Below are 25,251 nucleotides of genomic sequence, written 5' to 3'. Positions count from 1 at the left end.
TAAGGGAATAACCCTTAATACAATGAGGCGCCATGAGCATGAATCGCTCAGGCGTCCTGAAACACACATCTTCAAATAGCTTGGGTATATAAAACTATAACAAAGCACCTACTGAAAATGAAAGTAGGGCGAGGATAAAATATGTCAATTACACTACAAGCTTTACTCGCGTTTATGCCGATTGCACTGTCGGCAATATTACTTATAGGGCTTCATTGGCCAGCAAAAAAGGCTATGCCTGTTGTTTACACCGTAACAGCAGCTATAGCCTTTTTTGCCTGGGAAATGAGCTTTAATCGAATCGTTGCCAGCTCCCTTCAAGGATTAATGATCACCATTGCTGTTTTGTGGATCATTTTTGGCGCAATAATGTTGCTCAATACCTTACAGCACTCTGGCGCTATTTTACGTATAAGAGCCGGTTTTACTAATATCAGCCCAGATCGCAGGGTGCAGGCAATTATTATTGCTTGGCTCTTTGGTTGCTTTATTGAAGGCGCATCAGGTTTTGGTACACCTGCGGCCATTGCTGCACCTTTACTGGTGGCTATTGGTTTCCCTGCAATATCGGCGGTGATGATTGGTATGATGATTCAATCAACACCGGTGTCATTTGGCGCGGTAGGTACACCCATTATTATTGGTGTTAGTAGCGGCTTAGATAAGAGTAATCTTACTGAGCAATTAATTGCTAATGGCAGTAGTTGGGAGCAATTTTTACGATTAATAACCTCAGAGGTTGCCATTGGGCATGCCATTGTAGGTACGTTAATGCCACTTTTCATGGTGGTGATGTTGACGCGATTCTTTGGTCAGAATAAAAGTTGGAAAGAAGGTTTTGAAATTGCTCCTTTTGCAATCTTTGCTGGCTTAGCTTTTACCGTCCCTTACGCATTAACGGGCGTTTTTCTTGGTCCTGAGTTTCCTTCACTAATTGGCGCATTGGTCGGTATGGCTATTGTGGTACCGCTAGCAAAACGTGGCTTTCTTATGCCAAAAAAGGCATGGGATTTCGCACCAAAAGAACAATGGCCTGCTCACTGGTTAGGCAAAATATCATTTAAACAAGATAACAGCGAAGCTAAAAAATCAATGTCGTTAACTAGAGCGTGGTTACCGTATTTACTTGTTGCAATAATCCTTGTGCTTAGCCGTGTTTCAACTGAATTTAAAGCGTTATTAAAGAGCCTTTCATTTGGCTTTAGCAACATTCTTGGTGAAGTAGGTATTAGTGCGAGTGTTCAGCCTTTATATCTACCCGGTGGTATTTTGTTCTTTGTTTGTATTCTGACATTATTTTTGCATCAGATGAAATTCAAACAAGTGGTAGATGCAGCTAAACAGTCAACGACTACGCTAGTGGGTGCCGGTTTTGTACTTATCTTTACCATCCCTATGGTACGCATATTAATCAACTCAGGTGTTAATGGCGCTGACTTAGCAGCGATGCCGGTTGCAATGGCAAGTTTTGTTGCGCAAACGTTTGGCGATCTATACCCCTTGTTTGCGCCTAGTATTGGTGCCCTTGGTGCTTTTATTGCGGGTTCAAATACCGTGAGTAATATGATGTTAAGTCAGTTTCAGTTCGAAGTTGCTAATGCACTGTCTGTTTCAGGTGCCTTACTTGTCGCTTTACAAGCTATAGGTGCAGCTGCAGGCAACATGATAGCTATTCATAATGTGGTAGCAGCTTCCGCAACTGTTGGTTTATTAGGGCAAGAGGGTAGAACATTGCGCAAAACCATATTACCAACTATTTATTATGTAATAGCTGTCGGCGTGCTTGGGTTAATTGCTATCAATGTATTCAACATTAGTGATCCCTTACTCGGCTAAGTAATGGGCTAATTAAATAGCCATCAAAAACTTGCAGCCAGGCTTGTCCTCAATTATGCCTAGGTTTGCAAGTTTACATACTCGTGCAGCTATTTATATAAGCTAGCTACTTCAACAGTTTTGAAATGATTGATTAACACTATTTTTTGAAACTGTGATTTACAATAATAGAGAGCAATCTATGCAACAACTTAATACTCAGCATCTCCGTGACTATCCTAAAAAACCAAAGCAGGTTTATTTATTTGGTACATGTATAGTTGATAGTTTTTTTCCAGATACGGGCATGGATGCTATTGAATTACTTGAGCGCGAAGGCATTGAGGTAATTTACCCACAAGGGCAAAGTTGCTGTGGACAGCCAGCCTATAACTCAGGTTATAAAGATGAAGCTAAAGCGGTAGCAATGGCACAGGTGAAACAATTCCCTCTGGATATTCCTGTCGTTGTCGTTTCGGGATCTTGCGGTGGCATGATGCGTCATCATTATCTCGATTTGCTTGGTGATGATCCTAAAATCAATAATTTTTGTCAGCGTGTTTTTGAATTTACAGAATTCTTAGTGCATGTACTGCGTTTAAAACCTATCGATCAGGGCCCAAAAGAGCGGGTTGCATTGCATACGTCTTGTGCTGCTAGAAGAGAAATGGGCGTGCATATCACCGGCAATAAGTTGATTTCTCAACTCGCGAACGTTGAGTTAGTCATACATGATTATGAAAGTGAATGTTGTGGTTTCGGTGGTACGTTTGCAGTAAAACATGCGGATATATCGGCCGCTATGGTTGCTGATAAAAGTAAAAACCTTGTAGCAACTGATGTTGTTAGATATATCAGTGCCGATCATGGTTGCATGATGAATATAAATGGCGCGCTTGATTATCAAAAACAGTCATTACGTGGTGAACATATTGCGAGTTACTTACTTAATCGTATAAAAGGTAATTCGTCTAAGGGGTCACTATGAAACATATTATCGAAGAAGAAAGTAAATATGCAGCATCAGCTAAAGCCTTTCGTGCGAACGTTACCCGAGATCTCGGCAATGAAGAACTAAGATCGAACTTCAGGGGTGCGATGGATTATTTGATGGATAAGCGTAAAGGCGCTTTTTCATCAGAAGATGAGCTTGAAGTATTACGCGAACAGTGCAAATTAATTAAGCAGCGTTGTTTGGCTAAGTTACCGCTCTTACTTGAGCAATTAGAAGGTAACCTTGAAAAAAATGGCATTAAGGTGCATTGGGCAGAAACGATTACTGAAGCAAATGAGATTATTGCTCAGCTTATTGCCCAAAAAAAGGGGAAGTCAGTCGTTAAAGGCAAATCTATGGTGTCAGAAGAAACGGCACTCAACGACTACCTTGAAGAGCGAAATGTAGAATGTCTTGAGTCAGATATGGGCGAGTACATTGTGCAATTGGCCAAAGAGCACCCGTCTCATATTATCATGCCAGCTATCCATCAAAACAAAAAACAAGTGGCTAAACTATTTGCTGATAATATCGAGGGTTTTGAGTACAGCACCGATGTTGATACCTTAATTCAGCAAGGAAGAGAGGTGCTCAGGAATAAATTTTGTCAGGCTGATGTGGGTATCTCAGGTGTTAACTTTGCTGTAGCGGAAACGGGCACACTGTGTTTAGTGGAAAACGAAGGTAATGGTCGTATGTGTACCACTATTCCTGATTTGCATATAGCGATAACAGGCATAGAAAAAGTGATAGAACACTTGGCAGACGTGCCACCGCTGTTAAGTTTGTTAACGCGAAGCGCTACCGGACAAGCCATTTCAACCTACTTTAATATGATCAATTCACCTCGAAAGCCTGGTGAAAAAGATGGCCCTAAAGAAGTGCACTTAGTTTTACTTGATAATGGTCGTAGTCAAGCCTTTGCTGATGAAGAGTTAAAGCAAACGTTACAATGTATTCGTTGTGGCGCCTGTATGAACCATTGCCCTGTGTATACCCGTATAGGTGGTCATGCTTACGGAACCGTTTATCCTGGTCCTATTGGTAAAATGATTTCACCGCATATGTTGGGACTTGAAGCGACGACTAATTTACCAACGGCATCAACCTTATGTGGAGCTTGTGGTGAAGTTTGTCCCGTTAAAATCCCTATTCCTAAAATATTATTACGTTTGCGCCAAGAGAGTGTAAAGCCTAAATCTCAGCAACCTCAAGTGATGAAAGGGCAGGGAGCAGGTCGTAGTAGTGTGGAAGCACTCATTTGGAAAGTATGGGCACAAGTGCATAAGTCACCAAAATTGTATGCCTTATCAATGTGGGGTTTAACACGCTTTCGCTTTTTGATGCCTAAAAAATTAGGTGGCTGGACAAGTGTTAGAACGGCACCTAAACCGGCAGCAACGACTTTACATCAGCGTATTAATGCTAAACAAAAAAAAGCGAAGCAATCACAGCAAGAGCGAGGCTAACCTTATGACAAACACAAAAGCAGATATCAAAGCAGTCAGTAATACCGCGCGTGGCAATATTCTTGCTAAGTTGAAAGCGGAGGTCAAGGGGGCAGATTATGAAAAATTGCCTGAAGAAGTCCCTTATAATTACCCTGAATTTAGTCGTGAAGAAAATTTAGCTCAGTTTATTTCTGAACTTGAGAAAAACCATGCTCAAGTGATCAAAACAACTAAAGAAAATATGGCCGAGGTTATCAGCGAGCAGCTTAAGGCACTAAATATCTCTAAATTGCTTTATGGTGAAAATGATTCTCACCGTGAGGTTATCAATGCACTAGATGGCAAAGTAGATCTACAAGTCTATGATTTTTCAATTGATAATAATAAAGAAATGCTCTTTAATGAATGCCCAGCCGCTTTATCAAGCTCGCATTGCTCAATTGCTGCAACAGGTAGCATAGTCTTATGGCCAGACGAAAATGAGCCACGAAGCTTAACCTTGGTGCCGCCAGTGCACTTTGTTATTGTCGATGCCAATAAATTATATGCTGACTTTGGTAGCTTAATGACTTCGCAACAATGGCAAGATAAATTACCGACCAATGTTGTCTTAGTATCAGGACCATCGAAAACTGCTGACATTCAGCAAACGTTAGCTTATGGTGCTCACGGCCCGAAAGCGCTTATTGTTTTATTAATAAATATTTAATAGTTAATAGTTAATTTGGGAAGATTTTATGTTACCTGAGCATTATCAATTGCTTGCTAAGCAAGTGGCAGAGTTTATTCCTGCATCACGTATTATTACCGATTATACTCGACGTTTAGCTTATGGCGTTGATGCAAGTTTCTATCGCTTAGTACCACAATTAGTACTTATTTTAGATGACGAAGCTGAAGTGGTAAGGGTCATTAAAGCTGCAGCACAAGCAAAGTTGCCGGTAACATTTAGAGCTGCTGGTACCAGCCTTTCGGGTCAGGCCCAATCTGACTCAATTTTAATTATGCTCACTAATAGCTGGCGTGACCATGAAATATTAGATCTCGGTCTAAAAATCAAACTGGGACCTGGCGTGATAGGTGCTGACGCTAACAAGTATTTATTACCTTATGGACGAAAAATAGGCCCTGATCCTGCTTCAATTAATACCTGTAAAGTTGCAGGTATTGCCGCTAATAATGCCAGTGGTATGTGTTGTGGTGTTGCACAAAACAGTTATCAGACGCTTGATAATATTCGCCTTGTTTTACATGACGGTAGCATCCTTGATACCGCAGATGAAGCAAGTATTTCAGCGTTTAAAACTAGCCATACCCAATTATTAGAACAGTTAGATACACTGGCTACTAAAACTCGTAGCGATGGGACGTTAAGTGCGTTAATTAAGCATAAATATCGATTAAAAAATACCACGGGTTATGCAATTAACTCCTTGGTTGATTTTGAAGACCCTATCGATATTTTGGCACATTTGATGATTGGCTCAGAAGGTACTTTAGGTTTTATTTCTTCGATTACCTATAACACGGTCATCGAGCATAAATACCGTGCTTCATCGATAGTGTTTTTTCCTGATATGCAAACAACTTGTTCTGCGGTAAGCGCGCTAGCTGATGCAAATGTGTCTGCGGTTGAATTGATGGACCGAAGATCGTTAGCCTCAGTAAGTGATATGAAGGGCTTGCCTGAATTTATTAAAACACTCGACCAAGATGTTGGCGCATTACTGATTGAAACGCGTGCAGCCAATCAACAGTTATTAACCGAGCAAATAGCTGACTTAGAAAGTCTATTAAGCGACTTTGAACAAACCAATGTCATCAAATTCACTGATGTTGCGAGTGAGTACTCACAACTGTGGGCCATTCGAAAAGGTACCTTCCCTGCGGTTGGCGCCGTAAGAGAAACAGGTACGACTGTTATCATTGAAGATGTTGCTTTTCCTGTTGAACAACTTGCAGATGCGGTTGCCAAACTACAAGGGCTGTTTGAAAAATATCATTACGATGAAGCCATTATCTTTGGCCATGCTCTTGATGGTAATTTACATTTTGTTTTCACCCAGGATTTCTCAACGCAGTCAGAAGTAGACCGATATCAGTCTTTTATGGATGACGTTTGCCAGCTAGTGGCAGTCGATTACCAAGGTTCATTGAAAGCTGAACATGGTACTGGACGCAACATGGCGCCATTCATTGAATTAGAGTGGGGCAAAGAAGGTTTTAGTTTGATGCAGCAATTAAAAGCCTTATTTGACCCAAGTTATTTATTAAACCCCGGCGTTATCATTAATGATGATCCGTTAGCTCACATTAAAAACTTAAAAAACCTACCGGCAGCACATGACATTGTCGATAAATGTATTGAATGTGGCTTTTGTGAGCCGGTCTGTCCTTCAAAAGGGCTGAGTCTAACACCAAGACAGCGTATTACCACCTATCGTGAAATTAGTCGTTTAACAGCCTCAGGTGATAACCCTCAATTGTTAAGTGAACTTGAAAAAGACTTCAACTATTTAGGTATAGATACCTGTGCAGCAACAGGTTTGTGCGCGGATCGTTGTCCTGTCGGCATTAATACCGGTGACCTTATTCGAGATCTTCGCAATGTTAGAAATACTAAGTACCAAGGAGTATCGAAAAAGTTAGCGAATAACTTTGCCAGCATAGAAAAAATGACACGGGTTTCCTTAGCCATTGCTGGTTTTAGTCAACGCCTACTAGGTAATACTGTGATGGGCGGTTTAACGGGCACCGTGCGTAAATTGTCAGCGAATAGTATTCCACTATGGAGTAAGTACCTGCCAAATAAAGCTAGTTATCAGCCCAAAACGATCTCAGACAGCAATAGTGCTAAACCCAAGGTTGTTTATATACCCAGTTGTGCCAGTAGAAGTATGGGACAAGCGGTTGATGCAACTGAGCAACGTTCGTTAACTGAAGTGACCTATGCGGTTTTAGCAAAGGCAGGTTTTGACATTATTAGTCCTGACTTTACCGGTGAGTGTTGCGGTATGCCATTTAATAGTAAAGGTATGTTTGATGAGGCTGGACAGAAAAGAAGTTCACTGTTAACAAAGCTAATTGAGCTGAGTGAAAATGGTAAATATCCAATTTTAATTGATACTAGTCCCTGTAAATCAATGTTACTTGAAAATACAGCCGCCACTGCAAATTTATCTATTTATGAACCAGTAGGTTTTGTTGCGGATGTATTGGCTGAACATTTAGCTTTTAAGCAATTAAACGATACCATCATGCTGCATGTCACTTGTAGCAGTAGACGTATGGGCTTAACCGATAAAATGGAGCAACTTGCTAAGTTATGCAGCAATAATGTTGTTATTCCTGAACATATTCAGTGTTGTGGTTTTGCGGGAGATAAAGGTTTTACCACCCCAGAGTTAAATGAAAATGCTTTAGCCACCTTAAAAGAGCAAGTACCATCAGACTGCTCTGTGGGCTATAGCAATAGCAGAACCTGTGAAATAGGTTTATCGCATCATGCAGGGATAGATTACCAATCCATTCTTTATTTAGTAGATAAAGCGACTACGGGTCATAGCGTTTAAAGTAAATAAGCGAAGTACTTAATATTATTATGGAGATAACCCAATAAAGGGTATCTCCTACAGGCTTAGCTATCCCAAAAAACTGCAAAAGAAGCTGCAAAAATATTTTTAAAAGTCTAATAATTCACAATCGAGCATTATGAATTTAATGTTGCTATTATAAACCTACTCAACCTAAGTTTACTCAGAGAACGTCATGTCAAAACGTACTTTTTTGCCACATGGAAGTAGCAATATAACGGTAGATAATGATCTTATTACTGTGGATATTACTGGACCTTGCAACACAGAATTTTTTGAACGCATGGAAGAACAAATAACGTCCTTAAGACCACAGTTAAATATGAATAACTATACTAGCTTAGTGGTACTTCGTAACGAAGCACTCGCAACACCTGAGGCAATGACCTACTTCACTAATTATTTAAAAGCAGTTCAAGTACGCGCTGTAGCCATCAATCTTCAGTATGCCGATAGTCCTTCAATTACAGAGGATATTTGTAAAAAAGCGTATACTGACGCTGGTGTAAAGCATCGTTTTTTCTCTGATAACGTTAGTGCTAGTAGCTGGTTAAGAAAATGTATGGCGACTACTAACTAACGGTCTAGCGGAGGTTAATGTGGTTATTAGCATTACGTTCAGGTGCACTTCATTACCCCTTGATAATCGCAGATTTAAAATTTTGGAAATATTTGATTTCTTCCTGAATTCTTCGCCTGATATAAGTATTTGTCTGCGCTGTTGATTATCTCATCAATGTTTTGATTGCCATTGAATTGTTCAATACCCATACTGACCGATACTTTAATTTCTTTACCTTGGTAATCCACTAAATGGTTTTGCAATTTTTCTTGAATTTTTACAGCAAAAACATTGGCATTTCTCGCGAGTGTCTGCGGCAAAATAAATAAAAACTCTTCCCCACCCCAGCGAGCGACACAATCTTGTTCTCTTATATTGCTGGTAAATATTTTTGCAAGTTCTATCAACACTGCATCACCAGCATTGTGACCATATTGATCATTAATTTTTTTAAAATAATCAACATCGCATATGATGATGGATAATGGTTCTTTACTACGTATCATTCTCGCTTGTTCTTGTTTTAAAATACCGAGTGCATCACGACGGTTCGAAAGTTGAGTTAAGGGATCGAAGTGGGCAAGCTGTTGGTATTTTTTACTTAATTCTAAAGTGTGTTGATAAGATTTATTTCTTGAATATTCATACAAAGCTGACAGAAAGGTAACGGTTAAAAAAGAATAGAGTAAGCGTAATTTAAATTCAGTACTGTAGTTAGCATGAGCAATAATATCTGTTGGCATAAACATTAGGGTACTTATGATTGAAACGAATACTGCAATATCAATCAAGCCGCGCTTTAAACCATGAATAAAGACTGAAACAGGGGCTACAATAAATATCCATAAAGGTCCTGTATTCTCAACACCACCAGAGTAAATAAGATAGAACATTAATAAATAGAGAGAATAGAGAATAATAGCGGAGCTTAATGCGACATTGTTGTGTTTCTTATAAGCATAATAACCAAGGAAATAGACAAAAGAGGCGAAGAATAAACTCGCAGCTAAAATGAAATTGTTGTTGAATAGCCCAATGAGTCACATGACGGCAGTAATTGACATACCCACCAAGGCAAATAAAGAAACAACATGGGCTTGTTGAAATTCTTCATTATCGAGACTATTTATTGGGGGTAGTTCATCCAAAGAACTTAATCCTATTAGTGATATAACAAGAGGTCACAGGATAATTTAGCATAACACTTTTGTAATAAATACTAAGGTGCACTTTTTTATAAAAATACAAGTGTCTCTAACACTCGGATGAAGGGTAATCGTGGCAATATTAGGCGTGGACATGAATCATTAATTAACGAAACTTATCTCTCTGATTTAATCACAACGCCTACAACTGACTAAAACCTGCAGCTAGCTACTAATCAGCTCGGACAACCTTATTTCTTCCATTTTTCTTACCCATATAGAGCGCTTTATCTGCACTTAAAATAATTGCGTCAACGGATGTTTTTTGCTTAGGAGGAATAGTAACAACCCCTATAGTTAAGGTGACAAAGTTACTCGTTTTAGATTTTTCATGAAGAATTTTCATGTTCTCTATAGCAAAACATAAACGTTCAGCAACCAGAGTCGAGTGTTCCACTGATGTATTGGGTAGGATAATAGCGAACTCCTCACCACCATAACGACAATTGGCATCTGTCATTCTTGCTACGTTAGTACCAATACATTCTGCTACTCTTTTCAGACAATTGTCACCTTGCTGATGACCGTAAAGATCGTTAAATAGCTTGAAGTGATCAATATCGCAAAGGATGAGAGATAATGATTGCTGTTGACGATAATGTCTATTTATCTCTGTTGTCAGTTGTTTATCAAAGTATCGGCGATTATAAAGCCCTGTTAACCCATCTTGATAGGTAAGCACTTCTAACTGCTTATTTGCAGCGATTAAGTCACTTGCTTTTGCATTTAAGGATGCGGTTTTTTCTTCAACTTGTTCTTCAAGTGCTAATACAAACTGCTTCTGCCTGGCTATTTCTGTTTGTTGAAAACGTGTTCTAAAATAAATAAAAATGAATACAACAAGCAGTGTTAATAGTGCATATAAGCTATATGCCCACCAAGTCTTCCAAGGCGGTGGCGAGACATACAAGTTAATAGAGAGTATTTTTTCTCCCCACTTACCACTACTGTTCGTTGCTTTGACCAAAAATTTATATGAGCCACCATCTAAATTTGTAAAAGAAGCGACATTGCGATTACCAATATCAATCCAATTATCATCATATCCTTCTAACTTATAAGCATACAAATTCTTACTCGGGGAAATGAAATCTAATACTGAGAATTCAAAAGAAAAAAAGTAATCAATATAAGAAAGCTCAATATCAGTTACATAAGAATAAGGTTTTTCAAGTTTTACGGAGTGTCCCATTTTATTGAACCCCGTTAGAATAATATTGAACTCGCTATTATTAGCTTCAATAGCCGATGTGTTAAAGAATTCAATGCCTCTTTGGCTACTAGTGAAAAGTGTTTCATTTCCACCCTTAACCAGGCTATTTGCATAGTAATTTAAACCTAATAAGCCATTGTAACTGTCAAAGTTAGTTACTTTTCCTGATATTGGATTTAGCTTTGAAATACCTTTATTTGTTGTCAGCCATAAATGACCACTATTATCATCTTCAATTGCACGTATCAAAGAGGTAGGTAAGCCATTTTTTCTACTAAAATGTTTAAAACTATTCGTTTTAGGCAGGTATAAGTTGAGGCCTTTTTGGGTGGCAATCCAGATCTCTCCATCTTTAGATTGATGTATATCCTGAACTATTGTTCCCAATAAACTATCTTTGTTATTATGCTCACTTTTAAATGAAATAAACTGTTTATTACTCTCATCCCAAAGGTTGACTCCATCGCCCGTACCAACCCAGATGTTTTGTGCATTGTCTTTAAATATTTCCAATACTTCAGGATGAGATAATCCGAAAGAATCGTCTAAATGATTAAAAGATTTTGTCAAAGGATCGTAGCGATAAACACCATTTTTATAAGTACCAATCCAAAGGTTGCCATATTTATCAGTATTGAGCGCTCGTAACTCTCTGAATTCGTTATAGCTTGGATCAGATTTTGGATATTTTAATAAATCAATCTGCTTAGTTATCAAATTAAATTTTGCTAAACCATCATCTTGTGCAATCCATAAAATATTATTGTCATCTAGAAATATTATGGGCTTCTCTAATAGCCGGTTTACCCCATAACCATTTTCATTGCTAAAGATTGGTGCTGAGAGTATTTCTAGTTTTTGTGAGGATATTTGCCATTTAAATAATTGAGATGATGATGAGACAATTAGCAAATCACCATTCGCATCAACGGTTATATCATTTGGTGCTGTTAGTGCAGAACTGTTAATCGATTTAAACTTACGATGAGGCACTATTTTATATATACCGTGAGTTTCGCTAGTAACCCATATGGTTCTCGAACTGTCTTCGAAAATTATTCTCAAGCCGTTATTATTATCAAGTACAAATTGTTCAATTCGAGGACCTGAGTTTGATTGTCGAAACAAACCTTTACTGGAGACAAACCACAGATAACCTTCTTGATCCTCAATCATAGAATTGACTTGACCCAGGTATTGATCATCAAGGGTTTTTAAAGGGGTAAAAAGACCGCTTTGTTTATCGAAAGTAAAGGGGCCTTTTTGTGTACCGACATAAAGTTTGTTTTTTGAAGTTTTTAAAATACTTCTTATTTCATTTGCCCCCGTGGGGGTAGGGTTATCTGGGTCAGGGAAAAAATGAGAAAAAGTTTTATTATTTTTATCATATAAATTCAAGCCAAAACTAGTCGCAATCCATAAGCTTTGCTTATCATTATCTTCTATATCCCATATTCTATTATGGGATAAACCAGATTCTACCTTGTCATCTTTCTCAATATGCTCAAAATTGTTATTGCCAAGATATCGATTTAAGCCATGATCATAGGAGCCTAACCAAATAGTACCTTCTTGGTCATGAAATAAAGATTGTATGCGATTAGATGAGATAGAATCGACCCGGAGAGGATCGTTAATAAAATGCTGAAAGTTTCCTGTTTTTGGTTCATAAAGACTAGCGCCTCCGCCCCAAGTACCAATCCATATTCTCCCGTTACGATCTAACATGAGATTGCCAGCATCATTATGAGATAAACCGTTTGAATTCATACTATCAAATTCAAAGAGGGTTATTTTCCGGCTATCATAACGCATAACGCCATTTTCGGCAGTGCCAAACCAAAGTAAGTCTTGGTTGTCCTGAATGATCGAATATATTTCAGAAGAAACAAAACCCTCGTCTTCAGTTAACAGCTCTACAGAGTACTCATTAGTAAGCTCTAAAGGATGCTCATTACTATAAGCTGGAATAAAAACACCAACAAGCAAGATAATAAAATACATAAAGCGATTAAAAAACAATGAAATAGATCTCATAGACGTTAAAGCTAAGGGGTAGCACAAAAAAGCAACACAGGTATTATTTTAGTTTATTTATCAGACTATTACTATGATAAAAAATTGATGCTGTGTTTATTACAAGATTATATTTTAAACGAAAAATAAGAAATAAAAAGGCAGGTAAATTAGCAGTACTTGAATTAGTGACAATTATTACTTTTCAACTGTCGCGACAGAGAGGTTTTACGTACTTCTAATAAAGTAAATTTAGCTAAAAATTAGGGATATTTCAGTAGAAGATAAAAAATTTAGCCTGCTTTTTGACAAGCAGGCTAAAGGTAAAGCAAACAGATGTTCACGCTATGTGAACAAAGTGCTTAAAATGTGCGTGAAACACCTAAAACAAATCGAAAATCTGCATTGTCAGCATCATCAATATCGGTATTTATTACGGCAGCAGTAAAATCAAAGTCAAAAAATGTTTTTGCAACTGTTGCGCTATAATCTACATACTCGGCATCGTCAAATGCATCACCCATGGTATAGCCAGCTTGTAAAGTTAAGGCATACTCTTTAGGAAGTTCGATATCATAAGCTGCTGAAATATACTGTGCTGAATCACCGGTATTTACATAATCAGAAGCATAACCAAGGCCTAACGTGAATGAGTTAATATAAGCATTGAAAAGAAATTCGCCGTAATCAGAATCATCTGCTGAACTGTAACCTTGATAGGTGTAGTAGTTATACATAACATCATAAGAAAAAGTGTCATTAATTTCGCCAAAGTAACCCGCGTAGAAATCAATTTCTGCATTTGCATCGTCTTCGAAGTCAACATTTGACGCCCAAACGCCGGCAAAAAATCCACTTTCATGTTCGTAATCTAAACTCGCCTGAATAGCCGGAGAGCTATCTGTTTGACTAACACCTCTAAATACATAATCCGACGTTAATGTTCCTGTAACACTGACTTCTGCAGAGACGAGTGGAGCTATAGCCGTAAGCGCGAATGTTGCTGCTAACAATTTAATTTTATTCATGTTATTCCTTTTTTTATGGTTTTATGGTTTTTAAATTAAATCAAATTAAATACAATCTAATGTACTTTCACTTTTTAATTAACCCCCATATGGGTGCTAAAAAAAATTAATAACAGCTCGCTTTCAAGGCTACAGAGTTACGCTAAAAAGAAGGCGGCGTATGCGCACTAATAATTTTACAAACTTTTTTCGATGTATTTTTAAACTTATGCGGTAAGCTTGTCGAAAATTTGTAACTATCACCTTTAGTTAGCTTAAAACTACGTCCTGCCACTGTTATCTCAATACTTCCTTCGATCACCGTACCTGCTTCTTCACCAATATGAGTGATCATATCTTTACCAGTACTTGATCCAGGTTGATAACGCTCAATCAAAAATGCAAGTTTAGAGTCCGGCTGTGGTGTACCAACCAAATGTAGCTCTACACCGTCACTCCCTACATCAACTAAGGTGTCTTTTTTAAAGACCACTTGCGATTCAGTGGGAATTTCTAAAGTAAAAAACTCAGTAACCGTTAGAGAAACGCCTTCTAAAATTTTCTTTAACGAACTAATCGATGGGCTCACAGCATCTCTTTCTATCATTGATATAGTGCTATTTGTTAAGCCAACGCGCTTTGCTAATTCACGTTGTGAAAGCCCATACATTTCTCTAACTTCTTTTAATCTTTTGCCTACGTCCATAATTACCCTTAATAAACTAACTACACTGACAGGCAGTACCTGCATTGAAAAAGAGTTAGTTTATTACATTAATGGCTTTAACTGTATGCTTCATTTCCTTTGTATTTTCTGCAAGCATCACCAAAACTTTTAAATATTTCGGTGTAAAAAGGGTTCTCAGCAATTTTCCACTCGGGGTGCCACTGCAGCCCTAAATAATAACTAGCGTTATCCGCCAATGAAAATGCTTCAATTAATCCGTCAGGTGCTGTGCCTTCCACTTTTAGAGTGTCAGCTAATTTATCAACGCCTTGACCATGCAATGAATTAACTTGTTGAATTAACTCTCCGTCCATAATCGAAGATAATATACCGGCCTCAGATAAGTTTAAGTCATGAGACACACTGTACTGTTCATCCATAGAGACCGATTTATCTTCTCTATGCTCTGTCATATTATCGAGTTCAAATACTTGCTGATGTAATGTTCCGCCCAGCGCAACATTCATTTCTTGAAAACCTCGGCAAATACCCAACACGGGGATTTTTAGCTCTACTGCTTTTTTTAATAGGGTTAAATTAGTGGTATCTCGATTGGGATCACGTGGCATATCGACCCCTAATTCAGTGCCACCAAAATGATGTGGTTCCATATTCGAATAACTACCTGTTAAATATATACCATCTAAATGCGGTAATATTTCTAACATAGCTTCACCAAAACTAGGAATCAAAACGGGGATAACATCACTACCGGCCATCAAGGCACGAATGTATTTATCACCAACAACTTGTTGATGATGAATCCCGTTAAGACTACTGCAACAGGTAATGCCGACAACAGGCTTCTGATTTTTACTAACCATCGAATCAATTCCAAATAAGTTACTGCTAAATTTCAATAACTCTAAGGTAAATTAAAAAACTTCGGTTTTCAATGAATATTTTTTACAAAAAGGCAATAAAATGACAATAAAGTCATTTTATGTAAAAAATATAGCTTATTTATTTGATTTTACCTTGACGTAGCTATTACAATTACTTACTAATAGATAGTGAAGCAAATATTCATCATTTTGTGATGGGTAAATTATATGTATCAATTTCGAAGGTAATTTTATGATAAAAGTTGGACAGACAACAGAGGTAGAAAATTTTCTCTCCAATCACCCAGAAGTTGAGGCTATAGATGTCCTCATTTCTGATTTAGTCGGCTTTGCTCGAGGAAAGCGCATTGAAAAAAGTAGTTTAGAAAAAATTTATAGCAGTGGCTTAAATATGCCCGCTACGATATTTTCCATGAATGTACTTGGAGAAACTATTGAAGAGTGTGGGCTCGGGCAAGACATTGGCGAGCCGGATATGGTCTGTAAACCTATTGCGAACACCCTTCATATGGCCTCTTGGCATGATCGCCCAATCGCGCAAGTATTAATGAGCATGTTCAACCACGATGGAACGCCTTTTTTTGCCGACCCACGTAATATCTTAAGTAACGTTGTTAGACAATTAGCAGAAATAAATTTATACCCTGTTGTTGCCGTTGAATTAGAATTTTATCTATTAGATAAAAATAAAGATAACAAAGGAAATTTACAAGCTCCTATCTCACCTAAAACAGGTAAAAGAGATGAACATACTCAAGTTTACTCCGTCGATACTCTGAATGATTACAGTGCATTATTAGACGATATTAATAGAGTATGTATTGAGCAAAATGTACCTGCAGATACCGCAGTAGCTGAGTGTGCGCCTGGACAATTTGAAATAAATTTAAAACATGAAGCCGATCCAGTCGCTGCTTGTGATAATGCAATTTTGTTAAAGCGTATTATCAAAACAGTGGCTGATAAGCATAATTTTGATGCGACCTTTATGGCTAAGCCTTATTCAAATGAAGCCGGTAGTGGTATGCATGTCCACGCCAGTCTTTTAGATGAGTGCGGTAACAATGTCTTTGCTGATGAGCATAATGATTATAATGAAACATTAGAACATGCCATCGGTGGCATGCTTGAACTAATGCCAGCTTCCATGCCGTTGTTATGTCCTAACGTGAATTCTTATCGTCGATTTATGCCAGGGTACTATGTTGCAATGGCAAAAAATTGGGGAGTAGACAACAGAACAGTTGCACTTCGCCTTCCTCGAGGACATAAAAATGCAACGCGTATAGAACATCGAGTTTCTGGCGCTGATGCTAACCCCTATTTAGTGATGGCTGTGATTTTAGCCTCTATTCATCATGGTATAACCAATAAAATCAAACCTATAAATCCTACGGTAGGAAACGCGTTTGATGACGACTGTGAAGCACTGCCATTAAAATTGGATAGAGCACTTGCAGAATTAGAAAAAGATCAAATACTTACAAGCTATTTAGGCGAAGAATTTACTAAAAACTATCACACTGTTAAACAAAAAGAGTTAGAGCAATTTGATATGCATATTAGTGAGCTAGAAGTTAAATGGTACTTATCTAATAGCTAATTAAATAGTTAATAAATTTAAAATTTCAGAGGCAAGTTATGAATCACGTTTCCCACACAGGCTCTTATTATGCGGCAAGTGCTAATGATAAAGTTCAGCGATCAAAGCTGACAGAAGATATTACTGCCGACATTTGCGTTGTTGGTTCTGGTTTTACTGGATTATCAAGCGCATTACATTTGGCTGAAAAAGGCTTCAAAGTGGTGGTTGTTGAAGGCAGTCGCATTGGTTTTGGCGCTTCAGGTCGCAACGGCGGCCAGTTAGTTAATAGTTATAGTCGAGATATGGACTTTATTGAACGTAATTATGGCAAACATGTTAGTACTGAAATGGGACAAATGGCCTTTGAAGGTAGTCGAATAATTAAACGTTTAATTAACGATTACGACATCAAATGTGATTTAAGACCAGGAGGTGTTTTTGCCGCTTGTAACAGCAAACAGCTGGATGAAATGGCTGAAAAGCAAAAACTGTGGGCTAAGCATGGCTACCATGAAACTGAGCTATTAAGTGCAAGTGACATTCAAAATCATGTCGGTACTGAACGTTACGTGGGAGGATTATTAGATAAAGCAGGTGGTCATATTCATCCTCTCAACTTAGCCCTTGGTGAAGCTGCTGCGTTTGAAAAGTTAGGTGGAATAATTTACGAAGACAGTATTGTTGTTGATATTGTTCATGGTAAAAAAGCGGTCATTAAAACAGACTCAGGTAGTGTAACGGCTGATTTTGTTGTTGTAGCTGGTAATGCTTATTTAGAAGGGCTTTTACCTAAGCAACAGAAACAATCAATGCCATGTGGAACGCAAATAATTACCACTGAAGTCTTACCAGAAGCCATGCAAAAGCAATTATTACCGACCGATGTCTGCGTAGAAGATTGTAACTACCTATTAGATTACTTCCGCTTATCAGGCGATGGTCGTCTGATCTACGGTGGTGGCACAACTTATGGGGCGAGAGAGCCTTCTAAAATAGAATCAATTATCATTCCTAAAATGTTAAAAACATTCCCTCAACTCAAAGATGTGAAGATTGATTATGCCTGGACAGGTAACTTTTTACTGACGTTAATGCGATTACCACAATTTGGCCGTATAAATGACAATGTCTATTATGCTCAAGGCTATAGTGGCCATGGTGTAACTTCGACCCACTTAGCCGGTAAAGTTATTGCCGATGCAATTACTGGCCAAGCAGAACGCTTTGATGTATTTGCTGGCTTACCTCAATATCCATTCCCAGGTGGTAGGTTATTTAAAACGCCTTACACCGCGATGGGTGCTTGGTATTACCAGATGAGAGATAAGTTAGGTATCTAACCTTTTATACCCAAACTACATGAAGATGCAGGTTTCAGTTGGAATTAGAAACGTTTTTTAGCCAAGGCATTGATTGAAGATAATGGTTACTCCCTTATCGAAATCAATAACGTAGGATAAAACGTTTCTAAACCAACCGTATAGGGACATCTGAGTACTTCATGTTCTTCGTTGCCTCATTTGTTAAGGGAATAACCATTAAGAAAATGAAGCGTATTGATCATGAATCACTCAGGCGTCCTGAAACACGCATCTTCAAGTGGTTTGGGTATATGCTCATGTAAACAAAAAAAGCTAACAAGGTGTTGTTAGCTTTTTTATTGCCATCAATTTATGACTTATCAACTCAACTCAACTCAACAGATTGACCTAAAACTTAAATCGCCCGATGAGTTGTTCTTGATCTTGTCCTGATACCAACAGCTCTTCACTCACTTTTAAGGTCTGCTGAGCACTTTGCGTAAGCTCGTCAGTGGTGGTATTTATATTCTGTAAGGTGCTACTGATCTCTTCTGAAACATGACTTTGCTCTTCAGCGGCAGAAGCAATATTTGCCGCCATATCCGTCATGTTAGTCACTTCTTGTTCAATAACTTCAAAGATCGTTTGCGTTTCCTGTGCTTGTTCAGTGCAAGCCTCGGCTCTTTTAACGTTTTCACTGATAGTTGCCACCATTTCTTTCGTTGAAACTTGTAACTCATTAACGACGCCTTCAATTTCAAATACCGAGCTGGCCGTTCTACCCGCGAGTGCCCTTACTTCATCAGCAACAACCGCAAAACCACGACCTAATTCACCTGCTCTTGCGGCTTCGATGGCTGCGTTTAAGGCAAGTAAATTAGTTTGTTCTGCAACTGACTTAATCACGTTGAGTACATTAACAATATTATCGCTATTGGTTGACAGCTTATCTACTTGCTCGTTTGAATACTGCATCTGTTCTGCCAGTTTTGAAATGGTGCTGGTGGTTTGTTTTAATTTAATAATACCATTTGAAGCTGCACTTCTAACTTCTTTAGTCGCATCAGCAGTTGAAACCGCATTTTGCGCAACATCGGTAGAGGTTTGCGACATTTCCTCTGCTGCCGTCGCGACCATTTCAATCATTAACTGTTGGCTAGCTAATTGTGAGTTAGTTGTTGTCGATAACGCTTTACCTGTTTCAGAGGCCGAAAAGGTGGTTTTAACGCCTTCTGAAAACTGACCTACAATACTTGCCAGCCCTTCTACAAACTGGTTAAACGAATGGGCAAGCTGACCCGTTTCATCTTTTGAATTAACTTTGATACGTTGAGTTAAATCAGCATCACCACTGGCTATTTGTTTTAAAGCGTCCGCCACAGCTCTTAAGGGTACTGTCAATTTTTCAGCCATGAAAAAGATTACAATACTACCTATGATTAACACCAATAAACTCATATACAGAACACTGGTAAACTGGTCTTCAGTGCCTTTATCTAACACAGTCATGGTCTGATTTACTTCATCAGTAATATATTGTTTAGGTATTTCGGTATAAATACTCCACTGAGTGATGCCACCTAAATGAATACGTTTCACCAAAGTAAAACTGCGATCATTCTCACTAATGCCTTCATTTAACTGAGTACTATTAATTATTTCAGAAAATAAAGCACCTTGATTAGCACTATTGTTAGAATCAGCTATCACCGAGTTATCTTCAGATACAATCAATACTCGGCTGTTGCCATCCGCAATTTTAGTTGAGAACGCTTCTGCTTTTGTTTGGATATCAGCTAACGCGATATCAATACCGACAACACCAACGACTTTATTCGCGAATTTAATTGGTATCGCTATTGAAGTCATTAATATGTTTTTACCATCAACTTTGTCTATATAGGGTTCTAATAAACAATTTTGTTGTTTTTCAATAGGGCAAGTAAACCAGGAGTTATAGGGTTGTCCAGTTGAATTAGGACTGGTATCGTTAATCATCTCCTCAGGCATTATTTCTTCAATAGCTTCACCTTGTTCGTTCAAAGCCCAATAAACAGCAAATCTTCCTGCTTCATTTGTTGCTAGATCGTCTGCACCTTTATTTGCTTCATCAGCACCATCAAGTGCATTGGGAAGAAAAACAGCATATACGCCAACGGCTGATTGATTACTTTCTATAGCACTTTTTATGTACATATTTAAAATATGGCGAACATCTTCAGCAGATAAAAAAAGCGCGCGAAATTGTACCCGTAAAAACGCAATGTCACTTGCAAGGCGATCAGCCTCATTGATTACTTGGTCAAAAAATACTTCATTTCTTGCCGTTTCAGCGTCTGCCGCAATAACCATTGGCATTAAACTGCTTTCTTTAATTTTTGGTTGTAGGTATTCAGATAAAGAGGTTGCGGTTTTATCAACAGAGATTGAAGAGACGATTAATAATGAGGTTATTGTGATGATAAGTAATAACAGGGTGGAAAAAATAATTTTTGTTTTTACGGATTTATTCATGTAACGAATCCCTTTGAAAATAAAAAAGGCTGTACAACGATACAACCTTAATAAGAAAGACTAAAAATGAGCGTTATTTAGAGGGTGGTTTCTTTTTTTCTCATTTGCCACATAGCAGCGACTACACCAATGGCGACAATTAATATCATGATTGTTGCCAGTGCGTTCACTTCAGGTGACACCCCTAGTCTTATCTTAGAGAAGATAACCATAGGTAGCGTACTGTTACCTGGACCGGATACAAAACTCGCGATAACCAAATCATCTAACGACATAGTAAACGCCAGTAACCAACCAGAAATTATCGCGGGAGAGATAATAGGTAAGGTGATTAGAAAGAACAAACTATGTGGTTTTGCTCCTAAATCCATCGCAGCTTCTTCTAATGAATCATCCATTTGTGACAAGCGAGACTGCACAATTACTGCAACATACGCCATACAAAAAGTAGTATGGGCAATAATAATCGTGGTAATGCCTCTTCCTGCAGGCCAACCTATTAAGTTCTCTAAAGAAACGAACAATAGCAAGAGTGATAAACCGGTGATCACTTCTGGCATAATAAGCGGTGCACTTATCCAACCTGAAACGATTAATTTACCAGGGAACTTACCCATTCGACTCAGTACATAACCCGCCAGAACACCGAGAATAACGGATAGCGTTGCGGTGATAAATGCAACTTTTAAGCTCACTATTGCCGCATCAATAATTTGTTGGTTGCTGAATAATTCAGCATACCATTTAACAGACCATCCACCCCATACCGTCACTAGCTTAGATTTGTTAAAGCTATAAATAATTAGTGAAAGTATCGGCGCATAAAGAAATATAAATCCAAATAACGATGAGATTGATAAAAACTTTGAATTTCTAGTCATTATTCAGCTCCTTCTTTTTTGCCATTACGTAAAAACATTATAGGAACAACTAAAATAAGTAACATCATGGTCGCCACTGCTGAGGCCATTGGCCAGTCTCTATTCTGGAAGAACTCATCCCAAAGCACTCGTCCTATCATTAACGTGTCAGACGCACCTAATAGGGCAGGAATAACAAATTCTCCAACGGCAGGTATGAACACTAATAAACAGCCAGCTAAAATACCGGGCATAGACATGGGTAAGGTAATCAAGAAAAAGGTTCTAATTGGTCCTGCACCCAGATCTTTAGACGCTTCAATCAAACTACCATCTAGTTTTTCTAAGGTGGTGTACAAAGGTAAGATCATAAAAGGTAAGTAGGTGTAGACAATACCAATGTATACAGCAAAGTCGGTTTGTAACATTTGAATAGGTTGGTCAATAAGGCCAATGCCTTGTAAAAACTCATTAACAATACCATTCTTTTTAAGAAAGCCCATCCACGCATAGACTCGTAATAGAAATGAAGTCCAAAAAGGTAAGATAACAAGCGTTAATAAAAGCGTTCGCATGGTGCCTGTTTTACTTGCAATAAAATAGGCCATTGGAAAGCCGATTAATAAAGTAAAAAAAGTAGAGACCGCGGCGATCTTAACTGAACTTAAATAGGCGTCTAAATAAAAGGAGTCTTCAAAAAGGTATAAATAGTTGCCAAGTTTTATTTTTACATCAATAATTGCATCTTCTACATTCCAAGCAAACATATCTGTATAAGGAGGTACAGCTATAGCAGATTCAGCCAGTGAAATTTTAAACACAACTAAAAAGGGAATAAAGAAAAATAAGGCTAACCATAAGGAAGGGATAGAGATAACAGAGTATCTACCCCAGCGAATTTTTTTCAATGAACTAAATCGAGTTTTGACTGTGTCATAACGACCGAGCCAAAAAGTGCCGGTTACTTTACTCATGATGTTAATACCACGCTGCTGTCGTCATCCCATGCAAGGTAAACAAAATCATCCCATGTTAATGGATTGCGGTTTTCTCTGACAAGATTAGGTAAGGTGACACGAACAATGACGCCACTCTCTAACTTGACCCTAAAAATTGACAGGTTACCCATATAGGCAATGTCGATGATTTGCCCGTGTAAGCAGTTATATTCCTGATCTGGTTTTCTACGGGTGACTTTCATTTTTTCAGGACGAACAGCAACTGTCACTTTTTGATTAGGGGCACAGCTAATGCCATGATTGACAAAAAAGTTACAACCAGCTTCTTTTGACTTTATTTTTACATGCTCAACTTCATCTTCATAAATACGACCCTCAAATAAATTAATAGAGCCAACAAATTCTGCAACAAAACGGCTGCTTGGATATTCATAAACATCGCGAGGTTCATCAACTTGGGTAATAATACCATTACCCATAACGCCAATGCGGGTCGCTAGTGTCATGGCTTCTTCTTGGTCATGAGTCACCACAACAAAGGTAACTCCTAACTTATCTTGAATATTAACTAATTCAAATTGAGTTTCTTCTCTAAGCTTTTTATCCAGTGCACCTAAAGGCTCATCAAGTAATAGTAATTTAGGGCGTTTGATCAATGATCTTGCTAACGCAACACGTTGGCGCTGACCGCCTGATAATTGATCGGGTTTTCTATCTGCAAATGCTTCTATTTGCATCATGGTAAGCATTTCAGTAACACGTTCTGCAATTTCTTTTTTCGGCACGTTATCTCGCTTTAAACCAAAAGCAATATTCTTAGCCACGGTCATATGAGGAAATAATGCGTATGACTGAAACATCATATTTATCGGTCGATTCCATGGCTCAATATTAGCCATATCAACGCCATCGATGAGTACCTGACCAGAGGTGAGGTCCTCAAAACCGGCTAATATCCTTAACAGGGTGCTTTTTCCTGATCCCGAACCTCCTAATAAACAAAATAATTCATTTTCATAAATATCTAACGAAACATTATCTACGGCGGTAAATTCACCGAATTTTTTAGTCACGTTTTTTATTTGAATAAAAGGTTTAGCGCCATCTTGTTTCCAAAGAGGCATAGTTGTTTCTTGAGTCATTCGAGATTCCTAGGGATATTTTCGACAGGATTTAGATATTTGTTATTGTAGTTATGTCCTAAAGCATAAGGGCAAGCTAATGCCCTTATGGTCAATGATTAAAACTATCTACCTGTTTTGATTTGTGTCCAAGCACGCGTTAATTTACGGTCAAAACGCGAGGTGTGAGCGAGTTGAGAAAACAGATTTTCTTTTGTTTCGCCAACCGGATAAATACCGATATTAGATTTAATGTCGTCATTAACAAACTTAGTAGCAGCTTCATTAGCAACAGCATAATAAACATAGTTAGAAATACCAGCACCTGTTTCAGCTTTTAAGATGAAGTTGATAAAGGCATAAGCTTCTTTCTTGTGAGGCGCATCAGCAGGAATTGCCATCATATCGAACCAAGCAATGGTGCCTTCTTTAGGAATTAGGTACTCAACTTTAACGCCTTGTCCAGCTTCACTTGCACGACTATTAGCTTGCAACATATCGCCGTTATAACCTAACGCAACACAAATATCGCCATTGGCTAAATCAGCAATCAGGCGGCTTGAGTCAAAATATTTATAATGAGGGCGAGCCTTTTTAATCATCGCTTTAGTTGCTTTAAGATCTTTATCACTTTCAGAGTTAGGATCTAAACCTGCGTAGTTTAACGCGATAGACATAACTTCAGCAGGTGAGTCTAAAATACCAATACCACAATCAGCTAGCTTAGCTGCGACTTCAGGCTTAAAGATAAGATCTAAGCTATTAAGTTCCACATCACCTAAGCGTGCTTTAACCATATCAGTATTAATACCTAGACCAATCGTTCCCCAAGTATACGGCACACTGTGCTTGTTACCTGGATCATGAAGCGCCATTTTACCAGCCATTGCTTTATCAATGTTATTGTAATTGGACAGGTTGTTTTTATCGATTTGTGCGTAAATACCTGCTTTTGCTTGGCGTTCTAAAAATGAACCTGTTGGTACCACAACATCATAACCTGAACCACCGGCCATCAGCTTAGCTTCGAGGATTTCATTAGAATCATAAACATCGTAGTTAACTTTGATACCGGTTTCTTTTTCAAACTGTTTAATCGCTGCAGGGTCAATATAATCTGACCAGTTATAAACGTTAACTACTTTATCTGATGCAGATGCGGCCAGTGAAGCAAGCATTGTTGTTATTAGTAATATACTTTTCTTTTTCATGGTTCATACCCTGTTTTTGTTTGTTATTTACTTATAAAATCTATTGTAAAACTCAGAATGACATCGTTATGTTAAATATATTCTTCAAATTCTTATTTATAGAAACATAGTCAAGTCAATAAATCAACACCCTTTTAGGGGAAATTTAAGCTTATATACCCGTCATCAATCAAGATGTAGGTTTCAGAGTGCTTGAGCAATTTCAATTCAAGGCGCTGTGATGAAATAATGGTAATTCCCTTATAAATCACAGCAACGATGAAGTGATGTTG

General features: G+C 38.1%; 18 protein-coding genes. 8 read left to right on the top strand and 10 right to left on the bottom strand.

Translation table 11 applies throughout. From position 1 onward, the window contains the following. Positions 1 to 141 precede the first annotated feature (141 nt). The 6 genes from CPS_RS21075 to CPS_RS21050 all read left to right on the top strand — a co-directional run bounded on the left by CPS_RS21075 (position 142) and on the right by CPS_RS21050 (position 8,433). Positions 142 to 1,836, top strand: a complete 1,695-nt coding sequence (locus CPS_RS21075) for an L-lactate permease (RefSeq protein ID WP_011045415.1) — start codon at positions 142 to 144, stop codon at positions 1,834 to 1,836. Between the two features lie 181 nt (positions 1,837 to 2,017). Beyond that, positions 2,018 to 2,803 (top strand): (Fe-S)-binding protein, encoded by a 786-nt coding sequence (locus CPS_RS21070; protein ID WP_011045414.1) that lies wholly within the window; start codon positions 2,018 to 2,020, stop codon positions 2,801 to 2,803. After that, positions 2,800 to 4,278 carry a LutB/LldF family L-lactate oxidation iron-sulfur protein gene (locus tag CPS_RS21065; RefSeq protein WP_011045413.1) on the top strand — a complete coding sequence of 493 codons (1,479 nt, stop codon included), beginning with the start codon at positions 2,800 to 2,802 and terminating at the stop codon, positions 4,276 to 4,278. Before CPS_RS21070 ends, CPS_RS21065 begins: the two co-directional genes overlap by 4 nt. Before the next feature lie 4 nt (positions 4,279 to 4,282). Continuing rightward, positions 4,283 to 4,969, top strand: coding sequence for a LutC/YkgG family protein (locus tag CPS_RS21060; RefSeq protein ID WP_011045412.1), 687 nt, complete (start codon positions 4,283 to 4,285; stop codon positions 4,967 to 4,969). A gap of 28 nt (positions 4,970 to 4,997) precedes the next feature. Further along, the gene (locus CPS_RS21055) at positions 4,998 to 7,832 is read left to right on the top strand and encodes an FAD-binding and (Fe-S)-binding domain-containing protein (RefSeq protein WP_011045411.1); all 2,835 of its coding nucleotides are present in this window, start codon (positions 4,998 to 5,000) and stop codon (positions 7,830 to 7,832) included. A 196-nt stretch (positions 7,833 to 8,028) separates the two neighbouring features. Beyond that, positions 8,029 to 8,433 (top strand): hypothetical protein, encoded by a 405-nt coding sequence (locus CPS_RS21050; RefSeq protein ID WP_011045410.1) that lies wholly within the window; start codon positions 8,029 to 8,031, stop codon positions 8,431 to 8,433. A gap of 74 nt (positions 8,434 to 8,507) precedes the next feature. On the opposite strand, the gene CPS_RS21045 is transcribed toward CPS_RS21050, so the two are convergent. The 5 genes from CPS_RS21045 to CPS_RS21025 all read right to left on the bottom strand — a co-directional run bounded on the left by CPS_RS21045 (position 8,508) and on the right by CPS_RS21025 (position 15,407). Further along, positions 8,508 to 9,428, bottom strand: a complete 921-nt coding sequence (locus tag CPS_RS21045; RefSeq protein ID WP_337998960.1) for a GGDEF domain-containing protein — start codon at positions 9,426 to 9,428, stop codon at positions 8,508 to 8,510. A gap of 364 nt (positions 9,429 to 9,792) precedes the next feature. Then, positions 9,793 to 12,870: a ligand-binding sensor domain-containing protein gene (locus CPS_RS21040; RefSeq protein ID WP_041737160.1), complete on the bottom strand. Its 3,078-nt coding sequence runs from the start codon at positions 12,868 to 12,870 to the stop codon at positions 9,793 to 9,795. 341 nt (positions 12,871 to 13,211) lie between these two features. After that, the gene (locus CPS_RS21035; protein WP_011045405.1) at positions 13,212 to 13,877 is read right to left on the bottom strand and encodes a TorF family putative porin; all 666 of its coding nucleotides are present in this window, start codon (positions 13,875 to 13,877) and stop codon (positions 13,212 to 13,214) included. Between the two features lie 142 nt (positions 13,878 to 14,019). Then, entirely contained in the window at positions 14,020 to 14,562 is a 543-nt protein-coding gene (gene puuR, locus CPS_RS21030) for an HTH-type transcriptional regulator PuuR (protein WP_011045404.1), read from the bottom strand. A gap of 77 nt (positions 14,563 to 14,639) precedes the next feature. Beyond that, positions 14,640 to 15,407, bottom strand: a complete 768-nt coding sequence (locus CPS_RS21025; protein ID WP_011045403.1) for a gamma-glutamyl-gamma-aminobutyrate hydrolase family protein — start codon at positions 15,405 to 15,407, stop codon at positions 14,640 to 14,642. A gap of 253 nt (positions 15,408 to 15,660) precedes the next feature. Here CPS_RS21025 and CPS_RS21020 point away from each other — a divergent pair, with 253 nt between their 5' ends. Both CPS_RS21020 and CPS_RS21015 read left to right on the top strand, forming a co-directional pair. Beyond that, entirely contained in the window at positions 15,661 to 17,031 is a 1,371-nt protein-coding gene (locus CPS_RS21020; RefSeq protein ID WP_011045402.1) for a glutamine synthetase family protein, read from the top strand. Positions 17,032 to 17,069: 38 nt separating this feature from the next. Beyond that, positions 17,070 to 18,353, top strand: coding sequence for an NAD(P)/FAD-dependent oxidoreductase (locus tag CPS_RS21015; protein WP_011045401.1), 1,284 nt, complete (start codon positions 17,070 to 17,072; stop codon positions 18,351 to 18,353). 369 nt (positions 18,354 to 18,722) lie between these two features. Here the strand turns inward: CPS_RS21015 and CPS_RS21010 are convergent, their stop codons facing one another. From CPS_RS21010 to CPS_RS20990, 5 genes are all read right to left on the bottom strand, one after another. Further along, entirely contained in the window at positions 18,723 to 20,828 is a 2,106-nt protein-coding gene (locus tag CPS_RS21010; protein ID WP_011045400.1) for a methyl-accepting chemotaxis protein, read from the bottom strand. Positions 20,829 to 20,905: 77 nt separating this feature from the next. After that, positions 20,906 to 21,709 carry an ABC transporter permease subunit gene (locus CPS_RS21005; protein WP_011045399.1) on the bottom strand — a complete coding sequence of 268 codons (804 nt, stop codon included), beginning with the start codon at positions 21,707 to 21,709 and terminating at the stop codon, positions 20,906 to 20,908. After that, positions 21,709 to 22,662 (bottom strand): ABC transporter permease subunit, encoded by a 954-nt coding sequence (locus CPS_RS21000; protein ID WP_011045398.1) that lies wholly within the window; start codon positions 22,660 to 22,662, stop codon positions 21,709 to 21,711. Before CPS_RS21000 ends, CPS_RS21005 begins: the two co-directional genes overlap by 1 nt. Further along, positions 22,659 to 23,789 (bottom strand): ABC transporter ATP-binding protein, encoded by a 1,131-nt coding sequence (locus CPS_RS20995; RefSeq protein ID WP_011045397.1) that lies wholly within the window; start codon positions 23,787 to 23,789, stop codon positions 22,659 to 22,661. The genes CPS_RS21000 and CPS_RS20995 overlap by 4 nt, the downstream gene beginning before the upstream one ends. 104 nt (positions 23,790 to 23,893) lie before the next feature. Next, positions 23,894 to 24,979: a polyamine ABC transporter substrate-binding protein gene (locus CPS_RS20990; RefSeq protein ID WP_011045396.1), complete on the bottom strand. Its 1,086-nt coding sequence runs from the start codon at positions 24,977 to 24,979 to the stop codon at positions 23,894 to 23,896. Positions 24,980 to 25,251: the final 272 nt, after the last annotated feature.

It is taken from the genome of Colwellia psychrerythraea 34H, from assembly GCF_000012325.1.
In the GTDB taxonomy this organism is placed as follows: domain Bacteria; phylum Pseudomonadota; class Gammaproteobacteria; order Enterobacterales; family Alteromonadaceae; genus Colwellia; species Colwellia psychrerythraea_A.
The sequence above is the reverse complement of the archived record's forward strand: the minus strand, read 5'-3'. Positions and strand labels throughout refer to the sequence as shown.

Bases quoted from the DNA above. Each gene is read 5' to 3' on its own strand.
- CPS_RS21075 (WP_011045415.1), top strand. From the start codon at position 142: ATGTCAATTACACTACAAGCTTTACTCGCGTTTATGCCGATTGCACTG.
- CPS_RS21070 (WP_011045414.1), top strand. From the start codon at position 2,018: ATGCAACAACTTAATACTCAGCATCTCCGTGACTATCCTAAAAAACCA.
- CPS_RS21065 (WP_011045413.1), top strand. From the start codon at position 2,800: ATGAAACATATTATCGAAGAAGAAAGTAAATATGCAGCATCAGCTAAA.
- CPS_RS21060 (WP_011045412.1), top strand. From the start codon at position 4,283: ATGACAAACACAAAAGCAGATATCAAAGCAGTCAGTAATACCGCGCGT.
- CPS_RS21055 (WP_011045411.1), top strand. From the start codon at position 4,998: ATGTTACCTGAGCATTATCAATTGCTTGCTAAGCAAGTGGCAGAGTTT.
- CPS_RS21050 (WP_011045410.1), top strand. From the start codon at position 8,029: ATGTCAAAACGTACTTTTTTGCCACATGGAAGTAGCAATATAACGGTA.
- CPS_RS21040 (WP_041737160.1), bottom strand. From the start codon at position 12,870: ATGAGATCTATTTCATTGTTTTTTAATCGCTTTATGTATTTTATTATC.
- CPS_RS21035 (WP_011045405.1), bottom strand. From the start codon at position 13,877: ATGAATAAAATTAAATTGTTAGCAGCAACATTCGCGCTTACGGCTATA.
- puuR (WP_011045404.1), bottom strand. From the start codon at position 14,562: ATGGACGTAGGCAAAAGATTAAAAGAAGTTAGAGAAATGTATGGGCTT.
- CPS_RS21025 (WP_011045403.1), bottom strand. From the start codon at position 15,407: ATGGTTAGTAAAAATCAGAAGCCTGTTGTCGGCATTACCTGTTGCAGT.
- CPS_RS21020 (WP_011045402.1), top strand. From the start codon at position 15,661: ATGATAAAAGTTGGACAGACAACAGAGGTAGAAAATTTTCTCTCCAAT.
- CPS_RS21015 (WP_011045401.1), top strand. From the start codon at position 17,070: ATGAATCACGTTTCCCACACAGGCTCTTATTATGCGGCAAGTGCTAAT.
- CPS_RS21010 (WP_011045400.1), bottom strand. From the start codon at position 20,828: ATGAATAAATCCGTAAAAACAAAAATTATTTTTTCCACCCTGTTATTA.
- CPS_RS21005 (WP_011045399.1), bottom strand. From the start codon at position 21,709: ATGACTAGAAATTCAAAGTTTTTATCAATCTCATCGTTATTTGGATTT.
- CPS_RS21000 (WP_011045398.1), bottom strand. From the start codon at position 22,662: ATGAGTAAAGTAACCGGCACTTTTTGGCTCGGTCGTTATGACACAGTC.
- CPS_RS20995 (WP_011045397.1), bottom strand. From the start codon at position 23,789: ATGACTCAAGAAACAACTATGCCTCTTTGGAAACAAGATGGCGCTAAA.
- CPS_RS20990 (WP_011045396.1), bottom strand. From the start codon at position 24,979: ATGAAAAAGAAAAGTATATTACTAATAACAACAATGCTTGCTTCACTG.